The sequence below is a fragment of the Streptomyces sp. NPDC048211 genome (genome assembly GCF_043202315.1).
GTDB lineage: Bacteria > Actinomycetota > Actinomycetes > Streptomycetales > Streptomycetaceae > Streptomyces.
Genome location: NZ_JBIDAD010000008.1, coordinates 286,873 through 313,062, shown reverse-complemented (window position 1 = coordinate 313,062; position 26,190 = coordinate 286,873). Strand labels below are relative to the sequence as shown.

21 protein-coding genes are annotated in these 26,190 nt (G+C 71.0%); 8 read left to right on the top strand and 13 right to left on the bottom strand.

Going from position 1 to position 26,190, the window contains the following annotated elements:
- Positions 1-164 precede the first annotated feature (164 nt).
- Positions 165-965 carry a hypothetical protein gene (locus ACGFZA_RS28225; RefSeq protein ID WP_393682728.1) on the top strand — a complete coding sequence of 267 codons (801 nt, stop codon included), beginning with the start codon at positions 165-167 and terminating at the stop codon, positions 963-965.
- A 125-nt stretch (positions 966-1,090) separates the two neighbouring features.
- Here the strand turns inward: ACGFZA_RS28225 and ACGFZA_RS28220 are convergent, their stop codons facing one another.
- From ACGFZA_RS28220 to ACGFZA_RS28200, 5 genes are all read right to left on the bottom strand, one after another.
- Positions 1,091-1,999, bottom strand: a complete 909-nt coding sequence (locus ACGFZA_RS28220; RefSeq protein WP_385279074.1) for an aminoglycoside phosphotransferase family protein — start codon at positions 1,997-1,999, stop codon at positions 1,091-1,093.
- Between the two features lie 85 nt (positions 2,000-2,084).
- Positions 2,085-3,167, bottom strand: coding sequence for a tyrosine-protein phosphatase (locus tag ACGFZA_RS28215; RefSeq protein ID WP_393682726.1), 1,083 nt, complete (start codon positions 3,165-3,167; stop codon positions 2,085-2,087).
- A 265-nt stretch (positions 3,168-3,432) separates the two neighbouring features.
- Complete coding sequence (locus ACGFZA_RS28210) at positions 3,433-4,179, bottom strand: phosphotransferase family protein (protein ID WP_393682724.1); 747 nt, start codon at positions 4,177-4,179, stop codon at positions 3,433-3,435.
- Between the two features lie 190 nt (positions 4,180-4,369).
- Positions 4,370-4,582 carry a DUF397 domain-containing protein gene (locus tag ACGFZA_RS28205; RefSeq protein WP_393682722.1) on the bottom strand — a complete coding sequence of 71 codons (213 nt, stop codon included), beginning with the start codon at positions 4,580-4,582 and terminating at the stop codon, positions 4,370-4,372.
- Positions 4,579-5,403 carry a helix-turn-helix domain-containing protein gene (locus ACGFZA_RS28200; RefSeq protein ID WP_393682720.1) on the bottom strand — a complete coding sequence of 275 codons (825 nt, stop codon included), beginning with the start codon at positions 5,401-5,403 and terminating at the stop codon, positions 4,579-4,581. Before ACGFZA_RS28200 ends, ACGFZA_RS28205 begins: the two co-directional genes overlap by 4 nt.
- A 139-nt stretch (positions 5,404-5,542) precedes the next feature.
- On the opposite strand from ACGFZA_RS28200, the gene ACGFZA_RS28195 reads away from it, so the two are divergent.
- Together ACGFZA_RS28195 and ACGFZA_RS28190 are read left to right on the top strand one after the other, a co-directional pair.
- Positions 5,543-5,851 carry a hypothetical protein gene (locus ACGFZA_RS28195; protein WP_385279066.1) on the top strand — a complete coding sequence of 103 codons (309 nt, stop codon included), beginning with the start codon at positions 5,543-5,545 and terminating at the stop codon, positions 5,849-5,851.
- Positions 5,852-5,979: 128 nt separating this feature from the next.
- A complete protein-coding gene (locus tag ACGFZA_RS28190) occupies positions 5,980-7,095 on the top strand; it encodes an ADP-ribosylglycohydrolase family protein (protein ID WP_385279064.1) in 1,116 nt (371 codons plus the stop codon).
- Positions 7,096-7,183: 88 nt separating this feature from the next.
- On the opposite strand, the gene ACGFZA_RS28185 is transcribed toward ACGFZA_RS28190, so the two are convergent.
- Positions 7,184-8,755 carry a sodium:solute symporter family protein gene (locus ACGFZA_RS28185; protein ID WP_385279062.1) on the bottom strand — a complete coding sequence of 524 codons (1,572 nt, stop codon included), beginning with the start codon at positions 8,753-8,755 and terminating at the stop codon, positions 7,184-7,186.
- Between the two features lie 368 nt (positions 8,756-9,123).
- Complete coding sequence (locus tag ACGFZA_RS28180) at positions 9,124-9,906, bottom strand: SDR family oxidoreductase (RefSeq protein ID WP_393682717.1); 783 nt, start codon at positions 9,904-9,906, stop codon at positions 9,124-9,126.
- A 79-nt stretch (positions 9,907-9,985) separates the two neighbouring features.
- Between ACGFZA_RS28180 and ACGFZA_RS28175 the strand changes: the two genes are divergently transcribed.
- Positions 9,986-10,855, top strand: a complete 870-nt coding sequence (locus tag ACGFZA_RS28175) for a hypothetical protein (RefSeq protein WP_393682715.1) — start codon at positions 9,986-9,988, stop codon at positions 10,853-10,855.
- A 146-nt stretch (positions 10,856-11,001) separates the two neighbouring features.
- Here the strand turns inward: ACGFZA_RS28175 and ACGFZA_RS28170 are convergent, their stop codons facing one another.
- The 3 genes from ACGFZA_RS28170 to ACGFZA_RS28160 all read right to left on the bottom strand — a co-directional run bounded on the left by ACGFZA_RS28170 (position 11,002) and on the right by ACGFZA_RS28160 (position 13,312).
- Positions 11,002-11,208, bottom strand: a complete 207-nt coding sequence (locus ACGFZA_RS28170) for a DUF397 domain-containing protein (protein ID WP_385279057.1) — start codon at positions 11,206-11,208, stop codon at positions 11,002-11,004.
- Between the two features lie 243 nt (positions 11,209-11,451).
- Positions 11,452-12,321, bottom strand: coding sequence for a helix-turn-helix domain-containing protein (locus ACGFZA_RS28165; protein ID WP_385279055.1), 870 nt, complete (start codon positions 12,319-12,321; stop codon positions 11,452-11,454).
- Positions 12,322-12,589: 268 nt separating this feature from the next.
- Positions 12,590-13,312, bottom strand: a complete 723-nt coding sequence (locus tag ACGFZA_RS28160) for a GPP34 family phosphoprotein (RefSeq protein WP_326736782.1) — start codon at positions 13,310-13,312, stop codon at positions 12,590-12,592.
- Between the two features lie 164 nt (positions 13,313-13,476).
- Between ACGFZA_RS28160 and ACGFZA_RS28155 the strand changes: the two genes are divergently transcribed.
- From ACGFZA_RS28155 to ACGFZA_RS28140, 4 genes are all read left to right on the top strand, one after another.
- A complete protein-coding gene (locus ACGFZA_RS28155) occupies positions 13,477-16,242 on the top strand; it encodes a serine hydrolase (RefSeq protein WP_393682712.1) in 2,766 nt (921 codons plus the stop codon).
- A gap of 249 nt (positions 16,243-16,491) precedes the next feature.
- Positions 16,492-18,483 carry an MFS transporter gene (locus tag ACGFZA_RS28150; RefSeq protein ID WP_393682710.1) on the top strand — a complete coding sequence of 664 codons (1,992 nt, stop codon included), beginning with the start codon at positions 16,492-16,494 and terminating at the stop codon, positions 18,481-18,483.
- Between the two features lie 147 nt (positions 18,484-18,630).
- On the top strand, positions 18,631-19,497 hold the full coding sequence (locus ACGFZA_RS28145; RefSeq protein ID WP_393682708.1) for an adhesin: 867 nt from the start codon (positions 18,631-18,633) through the stop codon (positions 19,495-19,497).
- 159 nt (positions 19,498-19,656) lie between these two features.
- On the top strand, positions 19,657-19,881 hold the full coding sequence (locus ACGFZA_RS28140; RefSeq protein WP_393682706.1) for a hypothetical protein: 225 nt from the start codon (positions 19,657-19,659) through the stop codon (positions 19,879-19,881).
- Here ACGFZA_RS28140 and ACGFZA_RS28135 read toward each other — a convergent pair.
- The 3 genes from ACGFZA_RS28135 to ACGFZA_RS28125 all read right to left on the bottom strand — a co-directional run bounded on the left by ACGFZA_RS28135 (position 19,869) and on the right by ACGFZA_RS28125 (position 25,772).
- Positions 19,869-21,308 (bottom strand): glycosyltransferase family 39 protein, encoded by a 1,440-nt coding sequence (locus ACGFZA_RS28135; RefSeq protein ID WP_393682704.1) that lies wholly within the window; start codon positions 21,306-21,308, stop codon positions 19,869-19,871. The two genes, ACGFZA_RS28140 and ACGFZA_RS28135, sit on opposite strands and share 13 nt — an antisense overlap.
- A gap of 471 nt (positions 21,309-21,779) precedes the next feature.
- The gene (locus ACGFZA_RS28130) at positions 21,780-24,497 is read right to left on the bottom strand and encodes an FG-GAP-like repeat-containing protein (RefSeq protein WP_393682702.1); all 2,718 of its coding nucleotides are present in this window, start codon (positions 24,495-24,497) and stop codon (positions 21,780-21,782) included.
- Positions 24,498-24,800: 303 nt separating this feature from the next.
- Positions 24,801-25,772 carry an SGNH/GDSL hydrolase family protein gene (locus ACGFZA_RS28125; RefSeq protein ID WP_393682700.1) on the bottom strand — a complete coding sequence of 324 codons (972 nt, stop codon included), beginning with the start codon at positions 25,770-25,772 and terminating at the stop codon, positions 24,801-24,803.
- Positions 25,773-26,190 lie beyond the last annotated feature (418 nt).

Here is a 26,190-nt window from a genome sequence, read left to right as displayed (position 1 = left end):
CCTGTTCGCGCGGGTCCACACAGGTCGTCGGCGAGGGCCGGCGGCCCGGTGCCCGACGTGCAACCGGACACCCTGTGCCGTACCTCGCCGCCCGACCCGTCAGGGGTGGGTGGGCGCTCCGCCCGGAAGCCGCGCCCCGGGTGATGAGCTGCCAGAATCGGACCGTGTCCACCGCAGCAGACCGGAGCCGCCCGCACGACGGGTCCGACGCGTTCCGGGTCTGGTTGCGGGACCACAGAGGCATCGTCGCACCGGAGGCGGGCCGCCGTGCCGGGCCGGCCGACGAAGAGGTCCGGGCGGTGCTCGCGGGGGAGCACCCCGGCGAGGAGGCGCTTCGGCGGTGGGCGCCCGCGCTGGGCCTGCACGCCGCCGATCTGTTCGTCCTCGCGGGACTGGCGGTCCCGGACGACCTGGCGCCGTTGGATGCCGCGGCTGCCCGGTGCGTTCCGCACCTGGTGATGGATGCGGCGCACCTCCCGGCGGAGGGGCGCCGTCAACTCCTGTCCCATGTCCGCTCGCTTCCGCAGGCGGACCGCCGCTCGCCCTTCGTCCCGGAGCGGGCCGTTCCCCTGGCCGAGGGTCCGGGCGGCCGGCTGATCCGCATGTGCCAGTACCGCAACCTGAGCCCGACGGGCCTGGCGCACACACTGGCGGTCCTGACGCCCACGTACCTGTCGGCGGCCACGTACGGAGTGATCGGCGCGGGGCGCAAGGAGCTGACACCTCGCCTGGTGACGGACTTCGCCGCCCTCCTGGGGATCGAAGCGGGCGAACTCGCCGCGCTGACCGGAGTCGTACTCCCTGCGCCCCCGCGGCCACCGGCTCCGGAGGCCGCCGACGCGGCGGCGCTGCTGTGGGCGGCCAGACGCCTGTCCGCGGCCCAGGCGCGGCACGCCGCCGAGGTGGCGAGCTCAATGCGCGGAGCCTCCCGTGCCGAGTACCGCGTCAACCTGCCCGGACGGTGACGGCGCCGGCCCCGCACGACTCCGCTCCGAGCGGGCAGGACGGGCATCGCGTCAGCTGAACCGGGCATGGTCGAGGACGGGCATCGCGTCAGCTGAACCGGGCATGGCCGAGGACCGCCATCACGTCAGCTGAACCGGTCATGGTCGGCCAGGACCGCCTCGATCACCCGCAGCTCATTGCCGGCCCGTTCCGGGTCCGCGCCGATGTCCCCCGTCAGGTTCAGCAGTGCCTTCCACAGGGCCCAGCCCCGGGCCCGCGCCCACGTCCCGGCGTCCTGGCCGACGGCCTCGCGGAACGCCTCCCGGCTGTCCCCGTCGAAGAACCCCCACGCGATCACCAGGTCACAGGCCGGATCGCCGACCCCCGACGTACCGAAGTCGATGACGGCCGAGAGTTCGCCGCCTTCGATCAGCAGATTGCCGGAGGCGATGTCGCCGTGGAACCACACCGGCTCCCCGCGCCACTCGGCGGCGAGCGCGGCGTCCCAGACCGTGCGGGCTCGGTCCGTGTCGACACGGTCCACCAGGGCTTCCAGGCAGCGCCGGGTCTCTTCGTCGTAGTGGGCGGGTGAGGCGCCCCGGTACCAGCTGTGCGGCCCGGCGAGCGGGCCGTCCGTCGCGTCGCAGCGCTGGAGGGCGACGAGGAAACCGGCCACCTGGACCGCGAACCGCGAAAGGTCGTCGATACGGCCCCGCGCGGCGGTCTCGCCCCGCAGCCAGCGCCGGACCGACCACGGATGCGGATAGCCCTCGCCCGGAGCCCCCAGGGCCAGCACCGGTGGGACGGCGACGGGCAGGGCAGGGGCGAGGCGCGGCAGCCAGTGGTGCTCCTTCTCCACCGCGGGGACGTACCCGGCGGCCGTGGGGAGGCGGACCGTCATCGCGTCGCCGAGGCGGTAGGTCCGGTTGTCCCAGCCGTCCACCTCCACCGGGGTCACGGGCAGTGCGCTCCACTGCGGGTACTGGGCGGCGATCAGGCGCTGCACGAGCGCCGCGTCGATTCCGGCGCGGCCGTCGGGGTGAGGAGAGGGCATCGCGCGATCATCGCTCCGCGGGCGCCGCCCCGCAACGGAATTCGGTCCGGCCCCGCGGCGTGCGGCGGGGCCGGACCGCATGCCGTCAGCCCACCAGCAGGTCCCGCTTCAGCTCGCGGATGTCCCCGGCGTCCAGGCCGAGAGCGCGCTTCTCGTATGCCGTGAAGGACCCGAACTCCTTGCCGACCTCCGTGAATCCGGAGTTGAGGTACTCGGGGCGCACGTCGAGCAGCGGCTTGTACACCGCGGCCTGGGCCGCCGGCATCGAGGCGAGCGCCGCCGCGTTGGCCTCGGCACGGTAGTCGTTGGAGGCGAGGTAGTCCGCCATGACCGTGGAGCGCGGTACGCCGATCGCCGTGAGCAGGGCGGCGTTGGCCCAGCCCGTACGGTCCTTGCCCGCCGTGCAGTGGAAGACGACGGCCCGCGAGCGGTCGTCCGCGATCCCGCCGAAGACCGAGCGGTACGCGCTCTTCGCGGTGTCACCGCTGACCATGAACTTCTCGCCCTCGACCATCATCGCCACGCCCTCGGCCGGGGTCGTCGGCATCGCGGTGAAGGTGGGGGAACCGGCCAGGACGTCCGCGACGACGTGGCGGGCACCGGCCGGGACGAGGTCCGGGGCGGCCGTGCGCTCGGACGCCATGCGCAGGTCGAAGACCGTACGGACCGACAGGCGCCGCAGCTTCGCCAGGTCGGCGGTGGTGAGCTTGTCCAGGGCGTCGGAGCGGTAGACCTCGCCCATCTTCACCCAGTGGCCGTCGGCGGTGCGGTAGCCGCCCGCGTCACGGAAGTTGACCGCGCCCTGGAGGGCGATGAGCCGGTCCGCGAGGTGCAGGGAGCCGCCACGCTCGGGTACGAGGTCGAACCACTGACGGTCGGCCGCGGGCAGCCCGCGCACGGTGACCCGGCCCGCCGGGCCGCCCGTCGCGACGGTACGGCCGTTCGCCCTGACGGCGACGCGGCGTATGCCGGGGGCCTTCCACTCCACGGTGTACGTGCCGTTGTCGTTCGCGGTCACCGTGGCCTCGGTGAACGGGATGCGTCCGTGGGAGCCCTGGCCCGGTGCGGCGGGGGAGGGGTGGGCGGAGGCGGCCGGAGCCGTGAGCCCCACGAGAAGGGCGGCGGCCAGGGCGCAGGAGGTGGCGGTGGCACGAGTCAGTTGCTTCATGGGGAGATCGTCGAAAGACCCGACGAGGCCCCGGCCAACGGTCGGTGAACACGGCCGGAATCCGGGCCGAACACCGTGCGCCCCGGGCCGGGGTGCACGCACGACTCCGGTGAGGGGCGGGAACCGGCTCAAGGCTCCGAGGACTCCTGGCAGTAGGAGGTCCCTGGAGTTCCCTGGGGCTTTCCGGCAGTGCCCCGATGCGTCGGACGCGAACCCGGCAGTCCGTGCCGCGCAGCCTCACATCCGGGACCGCAGCACGTCGGCCTCACATCCGGGATCTCAGTACGTCGACCTCGCAGCCCGGAGCGAAGGCGTCGAAGCCGTGCTCGATCAGCCAGCGAACCGCCAGCAGGCTTCGCAACGACCACCAGGCGTGGATCACGTCGAGGTCGACGGCAGTCCCGTAGCCGTCGATGACGTCGTCGAGGTGTTCCTCGTGCCCGAGCGTGAAGGTGGCGACGTCGTACAGGGCGTCGCCCCGGCCCGCCTCGGACCAGTCGATGATGCCCGTGACCTCGTCGTCGTCGACGAAGACGTGTGCGATCTGCAGATCGCCGTGTGTGAAGGCCGGGGTCCATGGTCGGAGTGCCGCCTCGGCGACCTGGCGGTTGCGGATGACCAGGTCGGCGGGCAGGACGTTTCTCGACACGAGCAACTCGCACTCGTCGTCGAGTTCCGCCGCCAGCGCGACCGTGCTCCGCCCGGCCCGGCCCGGCCGGGCCGGCGGGGGTGCCTCGTGCAGCTTCCGCATGGCGGCGCCCGCCGCGGACCACGCCGCCGGCGACCTGGTCGACGGCCTGCCCAGGCGCCCGAGGGCCGTCCCCGGGACGGCGGCGATCGCGAGCACGGGCGGCTTGCGCCACAGGACTTCCGGGGTGGGGACCGGCGCTAGCGACATCGCCTCGACCTCGGCGTCGATGCGCGCCCGGTCGGGGTCCACCTTCAGGAACACGTCGCCGACGCGCAGAGTCGCACGCTCGGAATGGGCGACGACGACCTCTACCTCATCCATGGGCGACCAGTATCCCGGGCGCGATCACCGATGTCGCCGGGTCTGTCGCATGCGACGACGCGGTCGCCCGCGTCCCGCCGCCCGCGTCCCGCGCCCTCGTGCGCGGCGGCCTCCGGCCGGGGTGAGCCCGCCATCGCTGTCAGGCGTGCTCAGCGCCGCATCGCCGTCCGAAGTCCTCGGTCCTGTCCCGTCATCCGAGGGTGTGCCCGGCTCCGGCGAACCCCACGAACGCGGACCAGGCCCCGGGCCCGAAGACCAGGACCGGGCCGGCGGGGGTCTTGCTGTCGCGGACGGGGACGAGGCCGGGGAAGGTGTCCGAGACCTCGACGCAGTTGTTGGCGCCGCCGTCGCTGTAGCTGGACTTACGCCAGGTCGCGGTGGAGAGTTCGGGGGTTCGGCTCATGATCTGTGTTCCTCCAGGACACCCCTGATGAACGCGGTGGAGTCCGGCGGGGGCAGCGCCAGATCCCGGAGCCGATCGTAGGACAGCCGGTAGCGCGTCACGGCGGCCGGATCCTCGATCAGCTCGGCGCATCCATTGCCTTCCGTGTAGGCAACGGCGCTCGCGTCGTCCTGCCACAGCAACGTCAGGGAACCGTCCATCAGATGGTGGGCCCCGGCGGCGAAGGGCAGGACCTGAAGGACTACGGAGGACGCCTCGCTCATGTCGAGCAGATGCGTCAGTTGTCCGTCCCACGCCTTGGAGTCGGCGACCGGCCTGCGGAGCGCGTACTCGTCCATGATGATCCGCACGGACGGAGCCGGTTTGCGGTGCAGCAGTTGCTGCCGTCCCATGCGCGCTATGACCTGCTCCTCCACCAACTCGGCCTCGGTGTCGGTTTCCTGGGCGCCGGACAACAGCTCCCGCGCCACCTCCTCCGTCTGGAGCAGTCCCGGGATGCCGAGCGTGAAGAGGTGCATGATGCGAGCCGTCGGCTCCAGCCGCATGAACTCCTTGTACCGGTCCTTGAAGACCTCCTTGCGCGCCACCTTCCAGAGCTGCATCAGCAGGCCCCCGGAGTCGTAGAACCGGTCCAGGTCCTCCATCACCGCGAGCTTGGAGAGACGTTGGCTGACCTCCAGGCGGTAGAGGTAGCTCTTGTCGTAGCGGGTCTTCTCGGCCAGTTGCCCCAGCGACAGGCCCGCCTTCTCGCGTAAGTACCGAAGGGCCCGGCCGAGCGCGGCGCGGCCCGACTCCTCGTCCGTGGGCGTGGGTTCGGTCATCGGCGGCCCTCCGTTGTCCTGCGCGCGGGCAATCGTGTCGTCCTGTCCGAGCGTACGGCGGGCGCGTCATCATCGGGTCACGATCCGTCACCGTCACCCGTCGGTGGGACACAGCGCCCGCCGGCCGTCAGGAGCAGTCATGGCCGACCTTCCTCCCCGCCTCCTTCCCTGGGCCTCCCCGGAGGGCAAACCGTGCTGGCTGAGCACCGACGATCCGTGGAGCCTGATGTCCCGGATGGCCGACGACATGGAGGACGAGCAGATCGAGTGCGGCGAGCAGGTGTGGGCCGGGTCGCGGGCCGTGCTGGCGGACCGGGCGGCGGGGGAACGGGCGGTGCGGTTCGCGCTCACCCGGGCCACGGAATCGCTGGGGGATCTGTTGCGCATCGCGCACAGCCGGGGCCTTCGGATGCAGCGGCAATCTCCGGAGAATGCCGCGCAAAACTGAACCGAACCAGCTACTTCGTACATACCGTTCCGCCCCCGTTGGCCCCGTGGTCGTTCGATTACAGTGCTGCGCAGTCACCGCACAGTCGCACACGGAAACGAGTCGGCGGACCGAGGGGAAGGGGCACGGTGAGCTCAGCGACCACAGCTGTCTGGGGCCGTGCCGAACAGCAGGACTTCCGCAGCCGGGTGCGCGGCGCGCTGCTCGGCGGAGCCATCGGTGACGCGCTCGGCGCGGGCGTCAGCGGGCTCACGCTGGAGGAGATCCGCGAGGCCCACGGGGCCGACGCGGTCACCGACTTCGTGCCCGCACACGGCGGGCGCGGCCGGGTCACCGCCGTCACCCAGCTCACCCTGTTCACCGTCGACGGGCTGATCCGCGCCCAGGTCCGCCGCGACACCGGCGCCTGGCACCCGCCCACCGATGTGCACCTGGCCCATCTGCGCTGGGCCGCCACGCAGCACGACTGGGGGCCCGACGAACGGCGCAAGGACAACGGCTGGCTCGCCGGGCAGGAGTGGCTCTACAGCCGCCGCGCGCCCACCCGGGAGTGTCTGGGCGGCTTCGGCGACACGGTCATGGGCACGCTCGACCGGCCCAAGTACCCGGCCGCGCACGACTCGGCCGCGCTCACCCGTTCCGCACCGTTCGGGCTGCTCGTCGGCTGGGAGCCGCAACTCGTGTTCCAGCTGGCCGTCGAGTGCGCCGCCCAGACGCACGGCCACCCCACCGCCCTCCTCTCGGCCGGCGCCTTCTCCGTGATCGTGCACGGGCTGGCGCGCGGCGAGACGCTGGACGGTTCCGTGCAGCACGCGCTGGCCCTGCTCACCGAGCGGCCGGGCCACGAGCCCGTCACCGAAGCGCTCCAACAGGCCCTCGGTACCGTGCGGCAGGGCATTCCGGGCCCCGCGCTCATCGAGTCGCTGGGCGCCACGGACTCCGCCGAGGAGGTGCTCGCGGTGGCCGTGTACTGCGCCCTGGTGGGCGAGGACATCCGGCACGGGCTGCGGCTGGCCGTGAACCACGGCGGGCCGTCCGCGGCCACCGGGGCCCTGTGCGGGGCGCTGCTCGGCGCGCTGCACGGCGAGACCGCGCTGCCGCCGGCCTGGCTGGCCGAACTGGAGGGGCGCGCCACGCTCCTGGAGCTCGCCGACGACTTCGCCATGGAGATGACACAGGGGCCCGCCCTGCACGGCCCGGCCGCCGCCGCACCGGGCTGGCTGGCCCGCTACCCGCGCGGCTGAACGGGGAGCCGGAACGGGGTGCGGGGCGGGGTTACGGAAGCCGCCGCATCCGTACCCCCGCCCCGCACCCCGCGTACCGCCGCGGGCGTCAGTCCTTCACGCCCTCCACGGCTGCCACGTCCTCGGGACCGCGCTGGACCGGCAGGGCCGCGGCGGCCTCCGAGTCGTCGCCGTCCGTGTTGATCCGCTCGATGACCGCGTCGCGCTCCGGGGTGTCCTCCGGCTTGATGAAGCCGATGACGACGTAGAGCACCAGCGAGATCGCCAGCGGCAGTGCCACCTGGTACTGCAGGGCGACGTCCGTCTTCACGGAACCGTCGAAGTTGTAGTTGGTGAAGTAGAACGCCAGCAGACCCGCCGCCCAGCTGGTGAGCGCGGCCGTCGGTCCCGACTTACGGAACCGGCGCAGCAGACCCAGCATGAACGGGATGGCGATCGGTCCCATCAGGCCGGCGACCCACTTGATGACGACCGAGATGATGTCCTTGAACGTCGGCGAGTTGATCTGTGTCGCCAGCGCCATGGACAGGCCCAGGAAGCCGAGGGTGGACAGCCGGGCGGCCAGCAGGCCGGCCCGCGCGTTCCAGTTGCGGGCCGCCTTGGAGAAGACGGGGGCGATGTCGCGGGTGAAGACCGCCGCGATGGCGTTGGCGTCCGAGGAGCACATCGCCATCGTGTGCGAGAAGAAGCCGACGACGACCAGGCCCAGCAGACCGTGCGGGAGCAGTTGCTCGGTCATCAGCGCGTAGCTGTCCGAGGCGTCCGGCTTCTGCGCGTCGACGAGCAGCGGGGCGCACCACATCGGGAAGAACAGGACCGTCGGCCAGACCAGCCACAGGACGGCGGAGAGCCGCGCCGAGCGGGTCGCGGAGGCTGCGGAGTCCGTGGCCATGTAGCGCTGGGCCTGGTTCCACATGCCGCCGTTGTACTCGAAGGTCTTGATGAACAGGTACGCCAGCAGGAAGGTCACGGTGTACGGACCGGCCGTCGGGTCCGTGTGGCCCTCGGGCAGCTTGTCCCAGACCGTCCACAGCGTGCTGAAGCCGTCGAGCTTGCTCATCGCGGTGACGAGCATCGCGATACCGGCGAACAGCTGGATGACGAACTGGCCCAGCTCGGTCAGCGCGTCGGCCCACAGGCCGCCGACCGTGCAGTAGATGGCCGTGATGATGCCCGTGATGAAGATGCCCTGCGTCAGGGTGATGCCCGTGAAGACGGAGAGCAGGGTGGCGATGGCCGCCCACTTGGCGCCGACGTCCACGATCTTCAGCAGCAGGCCCGACCAGGCGAGTGCCTGCTGGGTCTGGATGTTGTAGCGGTTCTTCAGGTATTCGAGCGGCGAGGCGACGTGGAGCCGCGAGCGCAGCCGGTTGAGCCGGGGAGCGAAGAGCTTGGCGCCGATCCCGATGCCGATGGCGATCGGGAGCGACCACGTCACGAAGGACGTGACGCCGTACTGGTACGCGATGCCGGCGTAGCCGGTGAACATCACGGCGCTGTAGCCGGACATGTGGTGCGAGATGCCGGAAAGCCACCACGGCATCTTGCCGCCGGCCGTGAAGAAGTCGCTGACGTTGTCCACACGCTTGTGGGACCAGAGTCCGATCGCGATCATCACGCCGAAGTAGCCGATGAGCACGACCCAGTCGAGACTGTTCATGTGCCCCCTCCTGGGGTCCGCCTTGTGAACGGGTACGCACTTCGTCAGTACGGCCGTTCAGCGGTGTCCCCGTGCGGGAACGGGGACTTCGGGGATTGAACCGCCTGTTCGGTACCTCGGTCAAGGTCTTCGCCGGTCAGAAATGTGAACGTGGATCAGTAAGCCGAACGATTTTACTTGTTCTTGACCCACGAAAGCGTTGTCGTGCACGTGACGGGGGCCACACGATGAGCGGGCACTTCGTCAGGCTGTGCAGAGATACAGGGAACATCCAGGAACGCCGAAAGACCGCACGGGATGCGGGTCCCGTGCGGCCGAGAAGGAGGAGAACTGACCTTGCCGAAATCCCTGCGGAGCGCGCCCGCGCGTCAGCGCATCAGCTCGCCGGCGTTGACGAGCAGGGACTGTCCGGTGATCGCCCGTGCCCGGTCGGAGGCCAGGAAGACCGCGGCCTCCGCCACGTCGCCGTCCGTCGCCAGCTCCGGCAGCGCCATGCGCTCCGAGAGCCTCGCCAGCACCTCGGACTCGGGCACCTTCTCGGTGTGCGCGGTGAACTGCACGTAGGCCTGCACCGGCGGCCCCCACATCCAGCCCGGCAGCACGGTGTTCACCCGGATCCGGTGCGGCCCGAACTCCCGGGCCATGGAGTACATCGCCGAGGTGAGCGCGCCCTTGGAGGCCGCGTACGCCGCCTGCCGCACCTGGGACGGCGCCGCCACCGCGGACTGGGTGCCGATGACGACGACCGATCCGCCCCGCTCCTTGAGCGCGGGCAGGCAGGCGCGCGTCATCCGCAGGGTGCCGAGCAGATTGACGTCGACGACCGCCTTCCAGGTGTCCAGGTCGGCGTCCTCGACCCCGCCGAAATAGCTGTCCCAGGCAGCGACATGGACCACCGCGTCGATCCGCCCGAACCGCTCGACGGCCAGCGCCGCGAGCGCCTCGCACTGCGCCTCGTCCGTGATGTCGGTGGCCAGGTGCGCGGTGTGCCGCCCCTCGGGATCGATCTCGGCGGCCGATTTCGCGAGGTTGGCCGCGGTGCGGGCCCCGAGGACGGCGTTCCCCCCGTCCCGTACGACCGTGGCGGCGATCTGATGCCCGAGCCCCGCGCCCACTCCCGACACGATGACGGTCTTCCCCGTGAGCAACATCGGCGCCTCCCGGCTCTGGCAGTTCTTCTGACGGGGCGTCAGAGTAGGTCCCTCCGGCGGAGTACGGAAGGGGAACGGCATGAGTGAGGGAACGAGGCCCGAAGCGGTGCCGGGCGACGGTACGCGCAGCGGTACGTACGCCGAACTGGCCGCGCTGGGGCCGTACGGAGTCCATCCCGGCCACGCGCTGATCACCATGGTGGAGCCGCACCCGGGCCACGAGTTCGCGTACAACCGGTGGTACGAGGACGATCACTACTACGCGGGCGCGATGGCGATGCCCTGGATGTTCGCCGGCCGCCGCTGGGTGGCCACCCGGGAGCTCCAGGAACTGCGCTACCCGGAGAAGTCGGCGATCGCGCAGCCGGTCGGAGCCGGGTGCTATCTGTCCACGTACTGGGTGACGGACGGGCGCTACGACGACCACATGAAGTGGACCGTCGGCATCAACAAGCGGCTGAACCGCGACGGCCGCGTCTACCAGGACCGCACCCACGTCTTCACGGCGTTCCAGGACCACGAGGCGACGGTCTACCGGGACGGGGCCGCGGGGCCCCGGGACTTCCACGCCCTGGACCACCCGTACAGCGGGCTGGTCCTCCAGGTGATCGACGCCGAAGGGCCCGCACAGCGGACCGAGTTGCTGGAGTGGCTGCGCTCCCGGCATCTGCCGAAGCGGCTGAACGGGTCGCCCGCGGCGATGGTGACGGTGTTCCGTCCCACGCCGTTGCCGGGCGACCGGATGACCTATGTGAAGCAGGTCGAGGGCGTCGGCACCCGGCTGACCCTGCTCTGGTTTCTCCAGGAGGACCCGCGAGCCTGCTGGGCCGAGCACTTCGCCGGGCTCGACGCGACGGTCGCGGAATCGGGTCTGGGGCGGGTCGAGCTGGTGGCGCCGTTCATCCCGACCGTGCCGGGCACGGACCGGTACGTCGATCAGCTGCGCTGAGCCGGGCACCGCGCGGCGCCGTGCCGCGATGGTTCCCTTCCCGCGACGCGTGCGGAAAGCCCCCTCGGCCAGGACGGCGAACCGGGCGAGAGGGCTACCGGCAGCACCTGAATCGGTGCGGCGATACGCGCTATGGAAAACACCGGTCAGGCGTCGACGGAGCCCTCGGTGACATCACGCACGAACGCGGTCCAGGCGCCGGGGGCGAAGGTGAGCGAAGGTCCTTCGGGGGCCTTCGAGTCGCGTACGGCAATCGCCTGCACGAGAGGGGACTTGACTTCGACGCAGGCGCCGTTGCCCCCGGAATACGACGACTTCGTCCAGTTTTCCGTAGCACCCTGACGAATGGCCATGTTCACTCCGGTTCAGAGAGTTGTGTGAGCGCCAGCGGATTCCCCGTTGGCGTGATCGACGCTACTCGCCAAGCTCCCTGAGTGAAGGGGCCGTTCACTCGACCGGATGGTATATACCATGCAGGTCTTCCGCTACGAGGTGGCGACGGTGTACCGTGCCGTCGCCTCACCCGTAACATCGATTCATTTCTCGCATACCGGACTTTGCGGGCTGGCTGGTTTATACGCCCGTACGGCCGGAGTTCACTTGGTGTTCAGGCCGGTGTACTCCTTCGCGATCCCGCCGATGAAATGCCGGGTCTGCTCCACATTCAGCGCCTGGGCCCGCAGGTGCTCGTACATGACGCTGTAGCGCTGCACGTCATTCGCCTTCTCCAGATAGAGGTCGCTGGTGACGCCCTCGATATAGACCACGCTGGAATCCGCGGCGTCCGGGAATTCCAGAATGGCGTACTGCCCGTTGATGCCCGGGTGGGCCCCCATGTCGAACGGCAGCACCTGGACGGTCACGTGCGGCAGGTGCGACAGCTCCACCAGACGCTCCAGCTGCTCGATCATCACCTGCTTGCCGCCGACCAGCCGGCGCAGCGCGGACTCGTCGATGACCGCCCACAGCCGCAGCGGGTGCTCGGGGGTGGTGATCCGTTCCTGGCGGCGCGAACGGACGCTGACGCGCTTGTCGATGTCCGACTGGGGGGCCTCCGGAAGCGCGCCGTTGATCAGCGCCTCGGCGTACTGCCGGGTCTGCAACAGGCCGGGGATCACCTGGGGTTCGTACACCCGCAGCGACTCGGCATCGGTCTCCAGGCCGATGTAGACGCTGTACGGGATGTCGCCGAAGGCGTGCCACCAGCCCTGCTGGCGGGAGTCCTTGGCCATCTGCATGAGCGATTCGACGACCCGGACGTCCTCGACCTCGTACACCCCGCAGAGATCGCGTACGTCACGCTGGCTGATCGAGCGGCGGCCGTTCTCCAGGCGGCTGATCTTGGACTGCGAGACCAGCAGCCGCTCCGCCACCTCCTCGGCCGTCATGCCCTTGACCTCGCGCAGTCGGCGCAACTCCTGACCCAACCGGCGTCGCCTGACGGTGGGATTGACGTTGGACGGCACGGAAACGGCACCTCCGGCTATGTAGCTGTGCGTATCTACTGCTCAGCAGATTGCCACCCGTGCCCCCGGCCGCGCTGGGAAACGGCCACACGCAGCGGCGCGGGGCAGTCGGTGGTCCCGGCTGCCCCGCGCTTGGTGCGGCTCCCGAACCGGGTCTTGGGGACGACGGTGCGGCGGTATGCGGTTGTTGCGGTGATGCGTTGCGGTGCGAGTGAAACGGTGCAAGTGATGCGGGTGGTGCGGGTGCTGCGTCGACGCCCGTGCGGCCCTAGTGGACCGCGGTGTGCGCCATGCTGTCGCGGCGTGACTGCGACTGCACTTGCTGTTGCAACGGAACTCCGGCCGCCTGGTTGCGGCGCGGTTGTGCGACCGCCCCGTTCTGGACGTCCATCACGGCATGCGCCACGAGACCGCCCATGGGGTCGTGCCTGATCAGGTCCCGGAGCCGGGAGCGCGAGGAGCGCCCCTCGTTCCCGGGGTACAGGTGCTTGCCGAGTCCGACCGCGTGGGCCAGTGCGGCGAGCGCCGCGGTCCGCGGGTCCGGCGGTACGCCGGTGCGGATCGCACTGTCCAGCCTGGTTCTGATGTCCCGGCTGATTGCCGTGTCCGTCGCCTGGTAGCGAGTCGTCGGCAGCACTCCGCACATCTGGCCCGCCACGGCATGCACCATGCCGCACCGCTCCAGATGAGCGAGGTAAATCTGGCGGAGCCCCAGCCGGGGTCCGCCGATCCAGTGGACGGCCCGGACCGGGCTGCCGCGTCTGCGCAGCAGTTCCAGTGCGGAGTCCAGAGTCGGATCTCCTGTCGGCCGTGGCATCACCACGGCGATACGATCCCCATCAGGGGCTATCCGTCCTGCCAGAGCCAGCTCTACTAGCTGGGCCCCGGCCAGGCCGAGGTCGAGCGACTGCGGCTGCGCTGTGGTACCCGTGGTCGGGTCCAGAGCGAGCAGCAGAAGCTCCTCCGGAATTGTTCTGCGGCTCCTGCCCATCCATGCCTCCCCGCGTGGATGAGTGACAGGGTGACCCCTCTCACATCTGTCTGTCGAGGGTGCCTGGGTGCTTTGTACGGGAACCAGTAGGTATGTCGTTCTCGTCTAGCAGCCCGGACATGGGTTCACACGGGACACTGGTAGACGGTTCGGACAGCGCGGGGATGTCCCCGCGCCGCATGGAGGAGGCATCGGTGGCGGGCGAGTCCCCCGACAAGTCGGAGCAGCAGAAGTCGTCGGGAACGACTCGGAGCGAGGCCGATCCGCGGCTTGCGGTGTTCCGTGAACCCGGCTCTCCGGCGGAGTCCGGAAGCGGAGTGGACACGGCAACGGCCGTTTTCCGCACGCAGCGGTCCGGGCCGGAGGCGGAGGACGCCGAGGATGCCGGGGGCGCCGAGGGCGGGGCCGTGGACGAGGTTGCGGCGGACGCGGATGCGGATGCGGATGCGGATGCGGCGAACGCGGCGGACGCGGACGCGACGGGCGCGGACGTTGCCCGTGTCGCCGATGTCGAGGCCGGTGTTGAGGACGATGGCGCTGCCGAGGCGGCCGGCGACGGCGATTCTCGTGACGGCGGCGATGCGGATGCCGGGACCGCCGACGGTGACGCGGGCGATGGGGTCGACGCGGCGGCCGAGAAGGCCGCTTCGAGCGACTCCGCCGATAAGGCCGCTTCGAGCGACCCCGCCGAAACCGATGAGGTGACCGCTCAGGGGCCCGAGGCTGCCGCGCGCACGGCGGCAGGGGCCGCGGAGGCCGCGGAAGGCGCTGAGGGCCCGGTGGAGGCCTCTGAGGCCGGTCCGGGCGCTGCGGAGGCGTCCGGGGAGCCCGAGGGGCCGTTGGAGCCCGTGGAGGCCGCGGAGGGGGCAGAGCCCGCCGACGCCGACGAGTCCGTCGCGTCCGAGAAGGCGGAGGAGTCCGGGAAGTCCGAGCCCGTGGCGTCCGGCCCGGCCGCCGAGCCGGAGAAGGTCGTGAAGCCGGAGACGGCCGTCGAGCCGGATGAGGCCGCCGAGACCGAGGGCGCCGAGACCGAGGGCGGCGATGCGCGGCTGCGTGCAGCCGTTGCCGCCTGGGTCTCCACGAGCGACGACGCGAAGAGCGACGTAGCCGAGTCCGAGTCCGATGCCGAGGCCGAGGACGAGACCAAGGCTGGTGCCGAGTCCGAGTCCGAGTCCGAGTCCGCTCCCGAGGCCGACGAGACCTCCGCCGACGAGACCTCGGCGGCTGATTCCTCTGCCGAGGATTCCTCCGACCGCGATGCCCCGGACAGCACGTCCGAGGCGCGTGTTCCGCGGACCCGCGAGGCGTCCGGCGACGAGGCGCAGCCCGTGGGGGACGAGCGCGGAATCGATCAGGCGACGGCCGTCTTCAAGACGCCGAAGCTGCCCCGCGTCGACCAGCCCACGACCGCGCTGAAGATCACCCCGCCACCGGCGAAGCCGAAGCCGGAGACCGGGACCCGGCCGGAGTCCCCTGCCGAGCGGACCAGCAAGTTCGTGCCGCTGCGTGCGGACGACGTACGCCCCGCTCCCGCACCTCGCGCACCGGAGACGCCCTCACCGGCAGCCGCGCCCGGTGCCGGCCGGCAGCAGCCCGACGCGTCGCTCAGCGGTGCCGAGCGGACCCGGCAGCAGCCGATGCCGCCCAGGCCGCCGCTCGACCTCCTGGCCGAGCTGACGAACACCCCGCCGCCGCCGGAGACCCCGGTCCGCACGGCTGTGCGCCGCGTCAAGATCTGGACCCCGCTGGTCCTCCTGCTGCTGATCGTGTTTGCGATCGTGCAGATGGTGCGCCCGTTGCCGACCCCCGTACTCACGATGACGGCGCAGTCGTCGTACACGTTCAAGGGCGGCGATCCGAACCTCTCCTGGCCGGACCAGGGACAGTCGGCGGTCACCGTGGACGGTGTCGGGTCCCTCGGTTCGGCGGGGGCGCAGAAGCCGGCGCCCATCGCCAGCGTCGCCAAGATCATGACGGCGTACGTGGTGCTCAAGGAGCACCCGCTCACCGGCAAGCAGCAGGGCGAGAAGATCACCGTCGATCAGCAGGCCGAGGACGAGTCCAAGCTGGGTGACGAGTCCACCGCGCCGATCAGCAAGGGGCAGCAGTTCACCGAGAAGCAGCTGCTGCAGCTGCTGATGATCCCGTCGGGGAACAACGCGGCGCGCCTCTTCGCCCGCTGGGACTCGTCCGAGACCGAGTTCGTCGCGAAGATGAACGCGGCGGCCAAGGACCTCGGTATGACCGGCACCACGTACACGGACCCGAGCGGTCTGAAGAAGACGACCGTCTCCACCGCTGTCGACCAGCTCAAGCTGGCCAGGGCCGTGATGCAGAACGAGGTGCTCCGGGAGATCGTGGACACCCCGCAGATCGACATCGAAGGCATCGACACGACGATCTACAACAACAACACGATCCTGCTGGAGCCGGGCGTGAGCGGCATCAAGACCGGCTCCTCCACGCCGGCCGGCGGCAACCTTGTCTGGTCCGCCAACACGGTGGTGGACGGCAAGAAGCTCTGGATCTACGGCGCGGTCATGGGGCAGCAGGCGGGCACCGGGCAGCCGTACGACAGCCTGGTGATGTCGCTGAACAACAGCCTCAAGCTGATCAAGGACGCACAGGAGGCCGTGACGTCCGCCACGGTCGTCAAGAAGGGCGATGTCGTCGGATACGTCGACGACGGCTTCGGCGGCCACACTCCGCTGGTCGCGACCGGTGACCTGAAGGCGAAGGGCTGGCCCGGCCTCAAGGTCGAGCTCTCCGTACAGGGCAACGGCGAGGAGATCTCGCGCAGCATGAAGGCGGGCACGAAGGTCGGCGTGGTGACGGTGGGGACGGGCCCCGGCAAGGTCAGCGCCCCGGTCGCTCTCCAGCAGGACCTGAAGGACCCGGCCTTCGGCCAGAAGCTGACCCGGATCGGCTGACGCTTCGCACCGACGGGTGCGTGCGCAGCTCCGGTGCCCTGCGGGATCCGCTTCCGCAGGGCACCGTCGCGCCCGGCGTCCACCGAGGTGCGCGTCACCTCACGGGCCTTTTCGGGGCGGCGACGAGAGTGTGCGTGTTAGCGTCCCGGAGGCAACGCGTGGACCCTGGAACGCGTCTTCCCGCCCATGAGACCCGAGCAGGCAAGCCGGCGGTCCCAACGCGTCCGGGGAGGGACGGGGAGAGTCGCAGTGACCACGGCCGAGCCGACACGGGCGGGCAGTACGGATTCCGCAAGCTCCGGGAGGAGCGCGAGCGGGACGGACGGACCGACCGAACAGGACCGATCGACCGGCCCCGACGGGACCGCCGGACCCGGTACGACCGGATCGACCGGATCCGGCGGGACTACGGGACCCGACACAACTACCGGACCCGACCCCGACACGACTGCCGGAGCGGACGGGACTAGCGGCCCGGACCGATCGACCGGCCCCGGCGGGACCCCTCGGCTCGCCGGGCGGTTCGACGGCCTCAAGCAGCGATGCCTGCGGCATCCGGTGCTGCTGACGACGGCCGTGGCGGCCGCCGTCCACATTCTCTGGTTCCTCTTCTTCGCCAACAGCGGTGGCGACATCGCGGCCCAGGACGCCTGGGCCGAGTTCGTCGGCAGGCACCCCGGGACCGCGTACAACCTGGCCTGGTACGGGGGCATGCACCCCGTCTCGTACAGCGTCGTCTCGCCGTATCTGATGTCGCTGCTCGGCGTGCGCACGACGATGATGATCGCCGGGACGGTCTCGGCGGGGCTGACCTCGCTGATCCTCTACCGGGTGAAGGCGGTGCGCAATCCGCTGGCCTGCTCGATGGCAGGCGTCTTCGCGTATCTGTGCAACGCGCTGTCGGGCCGGGTGACGTTCGGGCTCGGCATGATGTTCGCAATCGGTGCGACGGCGGCGGTGTTCTGCTGGCCGTACCGGTGGCGGTACAAGCGCTGGGCGAAGGCGGCCGTCGCCGCACCGCTCGCCGCGCTCGCTACGGCGGGCAGCCCGGTGGCCGGGCTCTTCCTCGGGGTGATCGCGGCCGCGCTGTTCCTGAACAAGCGGCGTCCCGGCGCGTACGCCCTGGGTCTTGCGCCGATCGTGGTGGTGGCGCTGTCCGCGTGGCTGTTCCCGTTCTCCGGTACGCAGCCGATGTCGATCGCGACGCTGTCGGGACCGTTCGTCTTCGCCGTTCTCGTCTTCTTCCTGGTGCCGGGCGACTGGAAGACGGTGCGCACCGCGGCCGCCGTGTACGGCATCGGGACGCTGCTGACCTATGTGGTCGACTCGCAGATCGGCTCGAACGTCTCGCGGATGGCGATGCTGTTCGCCGGGGTCGTGCTGCTGGCCGCGCTGCCGTACACCGTGCCGCGCTCCCGTAAGTGGTACGCGCTGGTCCTCGCGTTCGCGGGGCTGAACTTCTGGATCGGCTTCAAGGGTGTCGACGACATCGTCAAGACCGCGCCCACCGCGTCGTGGGCGCGTGCGCTGGCCCCGATGGTCGATCAGCTCCAGCAGGTCGGTGCGGACCGGGGCCGGGTCGAGGTGGTCCCGCCGAGCAGCCACCGGGAGGCGGCCGCGATGCTGCCGTACGTCAATCTGGCGCGCGGCTGGAACCGGCAGGCCGACATGGAGCGCAATCCGCTCTTCTACGACGACACCCTGGACGCCGTCAACTACCGCCAGTGGCTCGACCGCTGGGCCGTGCACTACGTGGTGCTGCCCACGGGCGACCCGGACTCCAGCGGCGCCGTCCAGGAGGCGGAGCTGGTCGGCAAGGGGCTGCCGTACCTCAAGGCGATCTGGTCCGACGAGAACTGGCGGCTCTTCGCGGTCGACAGCCCCGTGCCGATGGCCGATCCCCCGGCGACGGTGGACGAGGCCAGCGCCGAGGAGCTGACCATCCACGTGAAGAAGGCGGGCCGGGTCCTGATCCGTATCCCGTTCTCGCGCTGGCTCGCCGTCGTCGACGACGAGGGCAGGAGCCTGGAGCGGCCGCAGGAGACCGAGGCGTCCAAGCAGCGCGCGGACAAGGACAGCCCGAGGTCGTTCGTGAACACGAACGGCTGCCTGATCAAGGTGGACGAGGACGAGCACGGCGACGAGTGGACGGAACTGCTCGCCCCGCGCCCCGGCGTGTACCGGCTCGGAGCCCCCTACCAGCTGTCGCCCGGGACACCGTGCCCGGACGAACTGCGCTGACACCCGCCACCGGTCCCCGCGCCACGGTACGGGGACCGGCCGGGCCTATTCCGTACGAACTCTCCCTGCGGGGACGCCGCACTGGCATGGTGTGCTGCCATGAGGTGCCAACAGTGCGGCGGCGAGCGGCGTGGTGCGCTGCCCGGTATGAGCTGTCCCGACTGCGACGGTGCGCGGCGTGCGGGCGGCGGGGACGGTGCGTGGATCGCCCGGGAGACACTCGCGGGCCGGATGTCCACGCTGCCGGGGAGCCGTAAGGCCTGGCTGGCCGCGGGCGTGGTGGTGCTGACCGGCTTCCTGGTCACGGCCGTGTCGCTCATCGCGTCGGCGGGCGGCGAGACCCGCATCGGCGCGGCGGGCCGCTCGGGCGGCGGGGCCGGTGACCGGGCGGGCGGCGCCCCCACCCGCATCAGCCCCTCGGACGCCGGACCGGACACCGGCGCCCCCGCGTCCTCACCGGCCGCGACCGCCCCGGACCCCGGCAGCAGCCCGTCCGCCCCGGCCTACCGCTACACGGCGTGGGCGGGCCCCGGCTGCACGACGGGGGAGTACCGCGAGGACGGGCGCTTCGAGAACGGTGACGCGGGCTGGTACACGGTCACCTCGGGCGGCTTCCACGGCGGCTCGTGCGACGGCCGGTTCAGCGCCGTCCCGATGTCCGGCAGCCCTGACGAGGACGGCGGCAGCACCGCCACCTGGTCCTGGCACCTGGGGCCCGGATTCCGTGAGTGCGCGCTGACCGTCTTCGTCCCGCGCTCGGACCGCGACCGGGACGTCGCCGGGAACCCCACCGTCTACCGGGTGCTGTCCGACCCCGAGGACGCGGACTCCGCGTACAGGGGCTTCGCCGTACTCCAGACCGTGCATCGCGGCAGCGCGGTCGACGTGAACAGCTACCCGGTCAAGGGCGACACCTTCGCGGTCCAGCTGATCGACCGGGGCCGGGACTGGGGCAGTACGCAGCTGGTGGGTGCGCATCATGCGGCGGCGCAGCTGAAGGCATCCTGCCGCTGAGGCGGCGTGCGCGGGGGACGGGTACGTTCTCACGTTCTCCCGGTCCGTCCGATACGAAGGGGGGCACGAGCGGATCCGGGCAAAAATGCGAGCGGATCCGAGCGGATACACGTGAGTATGGGCAGAGGCGCACGGACGCGAGAGAAGGCAGGTCCGACCATGCCGGCACCCTCGGGGTTCAGCTACGAGGCCCGCAACGACGGCACCGTCGTCATCACCCACCGCGACCGCAAGGCGACGACGCTGCGTGGTGACCGGGCGGCCAGGTTCGTGGCCGAGGCGGAGGCCGGGGACGCGCAGGCGGTGATGGCCCGCTGGACGGGTGCGTACAAGTTCGGCAATGAGCGCATGGCGCGCAACCACCCGAGGAATCAGGGTCGTTGACCGGCGTGGGGGCGGCTCGGTGCCGCGACCGGCCCGCCGCAGCCGCCGCGGTCGCCCCGGCGGTGGTACACCGTGACCTGGCGGCCGCCTGCGAGGACCGCGGAGCAGCGGATGAAGTGCGCCCTCAGGACGAGCTGTTTGGCCCGGTCGCGATCCGTGGCGGCGGGCGGGGCCCCCGCGTCGCTGACGACGAGGATCCGGGGTGCGGTGCGCATCGCGGCGGCTATCCGTTGCGGGCTGCCCTCCACGCCGCTCAGGGTGCCGGATTCCGACGGGCCCCGCACCAGTGCCAGGTCCCTGATCCCGGTGAAGGCGGCGGGGGAGACGAGGGCGGTGTCACGGCGCGCGGCGGGGATGTACAGCACCGCGTCACCCGTCCCGCGGACGGCGGCGACGCTGCCGGCCGTGGCCATGACGTCGTCGACCCGGCTGTCGGCCTCGCGCAGGGACAGTTGTACGGGGAGCAGCGCGACGAAGGCGGGCGCCATGACCGCGGCGATCGTCCGGTGAGGGGAGGCGCGCAGCCGGAGCGCGAGCGCGTGGCAGGCTCCGCCGATGAGCAGGGCGAGCCCGATGTGGTGGAACAGGACGTAGCGGGTGAGGTAGACGGGACGGATCAGGGAGGCCGCGAGCAGTACGAGCGGGGGAAGCACGAGCAGGGGCAGGGCGACCGCGGTGAGCGGGACTCGTGTGCCGCGGGGCGCGCGGCGGCGTTCTCCCGGCCGTATCGCCCCTGCGCAGAGGGTGCCTGCGGCTAACGTCAGCAGGAGGCCGGACAGCGTGCCCGGGCTGACGGGACGGATCCAGGCCACCTGTTGCGACTGCGCCCCGCTCGCCACCACGAGGGGGAGCGTGCAGGCCACGGCGCTGGCCGAGGCCACCCCCCAGCGCACCACGGTGGCGCGGGGCGGCCGGGCCAGGACGATCGTCGCCGCGTGGGCGCACAGCATCAGCAGCGAGAACCAGTTGAGCAGTGCCGCGACCAGCACGGCCCCGCCGTACGCCGCCCAGCGCCCCGTACCCGGACTCTCCACCGCCGCGACCAGGAGGAGGCAGGCCAGGGCCGTGCAGGCCGTCACCAGGGCGTAGGGGCGCCCTTCCTGCGCGTACTGCTGGACCGCGGGGATCAGGGCGAAGGCCGGCCCGCAGGCCAGTCCCGCGTGCCGGCCGGCCAGCCGGGAACCCAGGAGGGAGACCAGGGCGGCGGCGCCGGCCATGGCCAGGACGGAGGGCAGCCGCAGGACCACGAGGCTGTCTCCGGCGAGCGCGAACACCCCGTGCATGAACAGGTAGTAGAGGCCGTGGACGACGTCGATCCGCTCCAGCAGGCGCACGGTCTCGGGGATGCTCCTGTGGGCGGCCTCCCAGGTCGCCGCCTCGTCGCGCCACATGCTGTTGCCGCGCGCGATGCCCCACAGGCCGAGCACGAGAGCGAGGGTCGCCGTCCCGGCCGCGACGCGTCCCGCGCCATGTCCCGCTTCCTCTCCTGCTCCGCGTCCCGCGCCATGTCCTGCCTGTGTTGCGTCGTGTCCTGCTTCGCGTCCCGCGTCGTGAACCGCTCCGGGCGGGAGCTCTGACCGGAGCGGCGCCACCCCTCCTGTAATTGACCTGCGCATGACAGATTTGGGGTTTCCAGGCATGGCGAACCTCTGCTCGGGGCGAAGGGGACCACTGGAATGCCGGGCGGTCGCCGGACGATCCCGATCACCTGGAACACGCTAGGCGGCAGCCCCGTCGGGGTCGTCACCTGCGATGGCGACCCCAGGGGTCCGTCGCAGGAACTACGGCGGAGGGTCATTCGCCCGGCGGACGTAGTCCTCCCGGCCGCGCACATGCGGAAGGAGCCGGTACCCAGCGCTGCTCGCTGGGTACCGGCCCCTCGTGTCGTGCCCGAGCCGCTACGGCGTCAGCGTCTGGCCCACGTGGGCCGCTGCCGGGGTGCCGAGGTTGGAACGGCCGTAGTAGACCGTGCTCTTGGGGGAGACGCCCGCGCTGCCACTGTCCATCTGCAGGAAGACGCCGTCGCCCGCGTTCTCGCCGTCCGCGCCGATCGCCAGGTCCGCACGGCCGTAGCCGGACAGGTCCTGGAGGAGGACGGAGGACCCGAGCCGGTCGCCGGTCTCGGTGTCGCCGCTGACGTCGGCCGTGTCCTGGCTGTACGCGACCGAGCCGGTGCCGGAGATACCGGCGGAGGTGCCCTTGAAGAGGATCACCGTACCGGCGTCGACCCGGCTCACACCGCCGCGGGAGATGTCCTCGTTCGGGGCTCCGGCCAGAACGTCCGCGTAACCGTCCAGGTTGTAGTCGCCGACGGCGACCGCGGCGCCGAGGTCGTCGCCCGTCTCGCCGGTACCCGGCACATTGGCGGAGTCCTGTCCGAGCGTGATGACGCCGGTCGAGGTGAGTCCGGTCGTCGTGCCCTTGACCAGGGCGACCGTGCCGCCCTTGGCGGTGGAACCCGACTCGGTCGTGCCCGGCTGTCCGACGACCAGGTCGTCGATCCCGTCGCCGGTGACGTCGCCCGCGGCGAGGGAGCGGCCGCCCTTTGCGGTGAGAATGCCGACGCGCTGCAGGCCCGTGGCCGAGCCCTTCAGCCACAGGAGCCGGGAGATGCCGGTCGGGTCACGGAAGTTGACCGCCGCGTCCGCGTAACCGTCCCGGTTGAAGTCACCGGTGGCGACGGCCGCGTAGGAGACGGCCGCGGTGTAGGCGGTGGTGTTCAGATATCCCGACTTGGCCGCGCCGGACGCGGAGTCGTACGACCACCAGCGGCCGGGCTTGCCGGGCGCGACCGAGAAGACGTCGGCCTTGCCGTCCGCGTTGAAGTCACCGGTGGCGACGGAGGTGCCGAGCTTCTCACCGGCGGCGCGGGTCGCGGTGGCGGTCCCGTACGAGGTGCCGGTGGTGAGCGCGGGGCCGTACATCACGGTGACGAAGCCCGAGTCGGCGTGGCCGCTGGTGTCGTCCTCGCCGGGCGAGCCGATGACGAGGTCGCCGTATCCGTCGCCGTTCACGTCGCCGTAGGCGTTGGACGAGCCGAAGAGGTCACCGGATTCGCTGCTCCCGGGGACGCCTTCGCTGTTCTGGTCGATGATGCGCTTGGCGGTGGCGACCGGGCCGCTGTCCCCGCCGGGGACGACCGTGACCGAACCGGCGCTGCTCGCCGTCTTCGGGGTGCCGGCGACCAGGTCGGTCACGCCGTCACCGTTGAAGTCCGTGCGGGTGAGGGCGTGCGAGATGCCGGGCGCGGCCGCGAGGGTGCGGATCAGCGGCAGCTTGCTGTACAGCGCGTCGCCGGGGCAGAGCGTGCTGTTGGTGTCACGGTGGCCGAAGACCCGGGGCAGCGTGATCGAGTCGCCCTGGGCGACCTTGTTGCCGTCCTGGCCGAGCGGCGAACCGGACACCAGCGTCACGTTGGAGGTCGGGCTGATGCCGTACATGCCGAACTTCCACGCGATGACGCGGGAGATGGCCTCGAGGCCGGCCCGGGTCGGCTTCAGCGTCATCGTGTTGCCGATGTACGAGATGCCGACCGTGTTGGTGTTGAAGCCGACGTCATGGGCGCCGACCACCGGGAGGTCCATGCCGCCGCTTCGGCCCTCGAAGATCTGGCCGCAGCGGTCGACGACGAAGTTGTAGCCGATGTCGTAGTAGCCGCGGGCGAAGTGCTCCTGCTGGATGGTGCGCATCCGGGCCTTCGACTGGCTGCACGGGACAGCGTTGTCCTGGTCGACGCCGGTGTGATGGACGACGGCGGCCTTGATCTCCTGGCCGTACCCGGGCGTGCCGTCGTAGTCCGTGGAGGCACCCCACTCGGCCTGCGTGATGACCGGCGGCTTGACGACGGTCGAGGGGAGGGGAGCCGGGACCGTCGGGGACGGGGAGGGCGTGACCGTTTCGCTGGGCGTGCCGCTCGGGGTGCTGCTGGGCGACGCGGTGTCCGACGGGGACGCCGAGTCACTCGGCGGCGGCGTCGCGGTGTCCGAGGGAGAGGGCGAGGCCGTGTCGTTGGACGTGCCCGCGGGCGTCGTGTCCACCGGGGTCGGCGTGGGGTCCTGCGCGTACGCGACGGGCTTCGCGGCGCTCTTCGGGTCGGTGCCCGGGTCGAGGAGCTTCACGTCCATGCCGGCCGGGAGCGCGGAGGCGGAGCCGTCGGCGGCCACCACCCGCACCTCGACGCCGTCCGAGGGCCCGGTCCAGACCGAGGCGGTACCGCCGCGGGTGGCCGCGTCCGCGGCCTCCTTGCCATCGGCGGAGAAGGGGTCGTCCGGCAGGGCCTGCCAGCCCGACCACTCGCCGGTCCCGGCCTCCTTCGACCGGATCTGGGCGGTCCCCTTGAGCTTGACGTCCGGGTCCGACCACGTCAGCAGCGCGGCGCTGAACTGCGCGGTGTCCTGCTTCGGGAGCCCTTTGCGACCGGCACCCTGGCCGGCGAGCTTGACCGTACGCACGGCTGCGGCCCGGCCCTTGTGACCGTTCCCCGGCCCGTTGCCGGCCGGCCCCGCGACGGCGTACGCCGTCGCCCCCGCCCCCGCCAGGACTACGGCTCCGATGGTCAGCCAGGCCCGTCTCTTCAGGCTCAGCGGTTTGTACGCGTGCTTTGTGCGCGGGCTCAATGCCCCACCCCATTGTTTCCGTTCGCGGTCACGTGAGCACCACAAGTCTTCGTGATGGTCTGAAGTATCCAGCGTCCGCGGGGCGAGGAGTGTCACACCTGGCGTCGGGTGGGACACATCACCCGGGGATGATCCACCGGCCCGGCCTCCTCGCCGTGTCCCGGAAACCGAGAAGCCACGGGGCCGGTGGCAAGGCCGTTGTCATGTCAGGGGGTTGGGCTCCCGGAAGCGCCTGCGGTGAGTTGGCTCCGCGGGCGGCTCCCCGGGTGGTGCTGCTTTCGGGGGCGGGCTGCCGTGTGCTGGTCAGTCCGACGGAGCGATGGCGTTCAGGATCGCCGAGGCGACGTGGTCGGCGGCGTTGCGGTGGCCCGCGGCGTTGGGGTGGACGAGGGTGATGCGGTTGTCGCCGTCGAAGACGCCTTCGACCCACTTGCGGCTGTCGCAGACGCTGTGGTCCCGGGACGAGTCGTAGAGGTTGACGAAGGTGGTGGAGCTGGGGGCGTCGGCCGACTTCTCGATGGTCCGGTTGAGGGGTTCCAGGACGTCCTGGCGGAGCCAGTCAAGGTCGCCCTGGGTGATCGAGAGGAACTGGTGCTGGTTGTTGTAGCCGCACTTGGAGGCGTCCTCGGGGATGACCGTGGGGTAGCCCACAGCCAGGATCTTGGCGTCCGAGGCCCTCTCGTGAAGCTTGGCGAGCATCTGGCCGTACTGGGTGCTGACCTTGGTCAGCCGCCCGGGGATGCTCGCGGCCAGTTCGTCCTTGCAGGGCGTGCCCTTGCCGTCGCTGCCCGACCCCAGTTCGATGCACTTGAAGAGGATCTCGCCGAAGCCGAGGGTGTTGCCGCCCACCCCGACGGTGATCACGTCAGTGCCGGGACTGACGGCCTCGGACTGCGGAGGTACCGGGGGGAAGGGGTAGTCCGGGTCGGGGTTGCCCGGCACGTTGCGGCCGATCGGCTCCTGTGCGCGGAAGGTGATGTCCTCGATCGTGGCAGCGCCGCAGCTGACGTTGGTCAGCTCGATCAGTGAGCCGAAGTCCCGGTCGATGACCTGCGGGTAGGACCGGTCGGTGCGCTCGCACCCGTCGCGCGGGTACTCGTAGACGTCGCCGGCGGCCTGGATGACGCCGGCGGTGTACGAGTCGCCCAAGGCCACCCAGTCGTAGCTCGCCGCGGCGGCGGGTTGTGCTCCGACGAGCTGAGCGGGGGCAAGAGCGCCGGCGGCGAGAGCCGTGGCCAAGGCCAGCAGGGCAGGACGGGTGCGGAAGCGTTCCATGGGTTCTCCAGAAATACGGCGGGGGGTAACGCGCTGACCGTACGCACAGGATCACTCTGAGTACTAGATCAACTACGTAGAGTTCACCCGGGAGGGTCCTGGAGTGCCTACCGCCCGCAGCTCGGACGGCCGCAAGCGTGCCTGCCCGGCTCCTCGTCAGCCGTGGGCATTTCGCCCCCAACAGGGCAGGTGCCGACCCGGCTTGACGGAGGACGCGGGAATCCAGGGGGGCGTCACGGTGAGGCAGGGAACTCCTCCACGCACGCGCCGGGCGGCGCCGACGCATTCCGATGACGATCGACCGATCCGGACCGAGGCCACTCGGAACGTGGCGAGCCTCGTGACGGACGTCTATACATGCGTCGTCACATACGTCGTCCAGGACACGCAGCGGCGAGGCGATCCGTCACATGGGCCG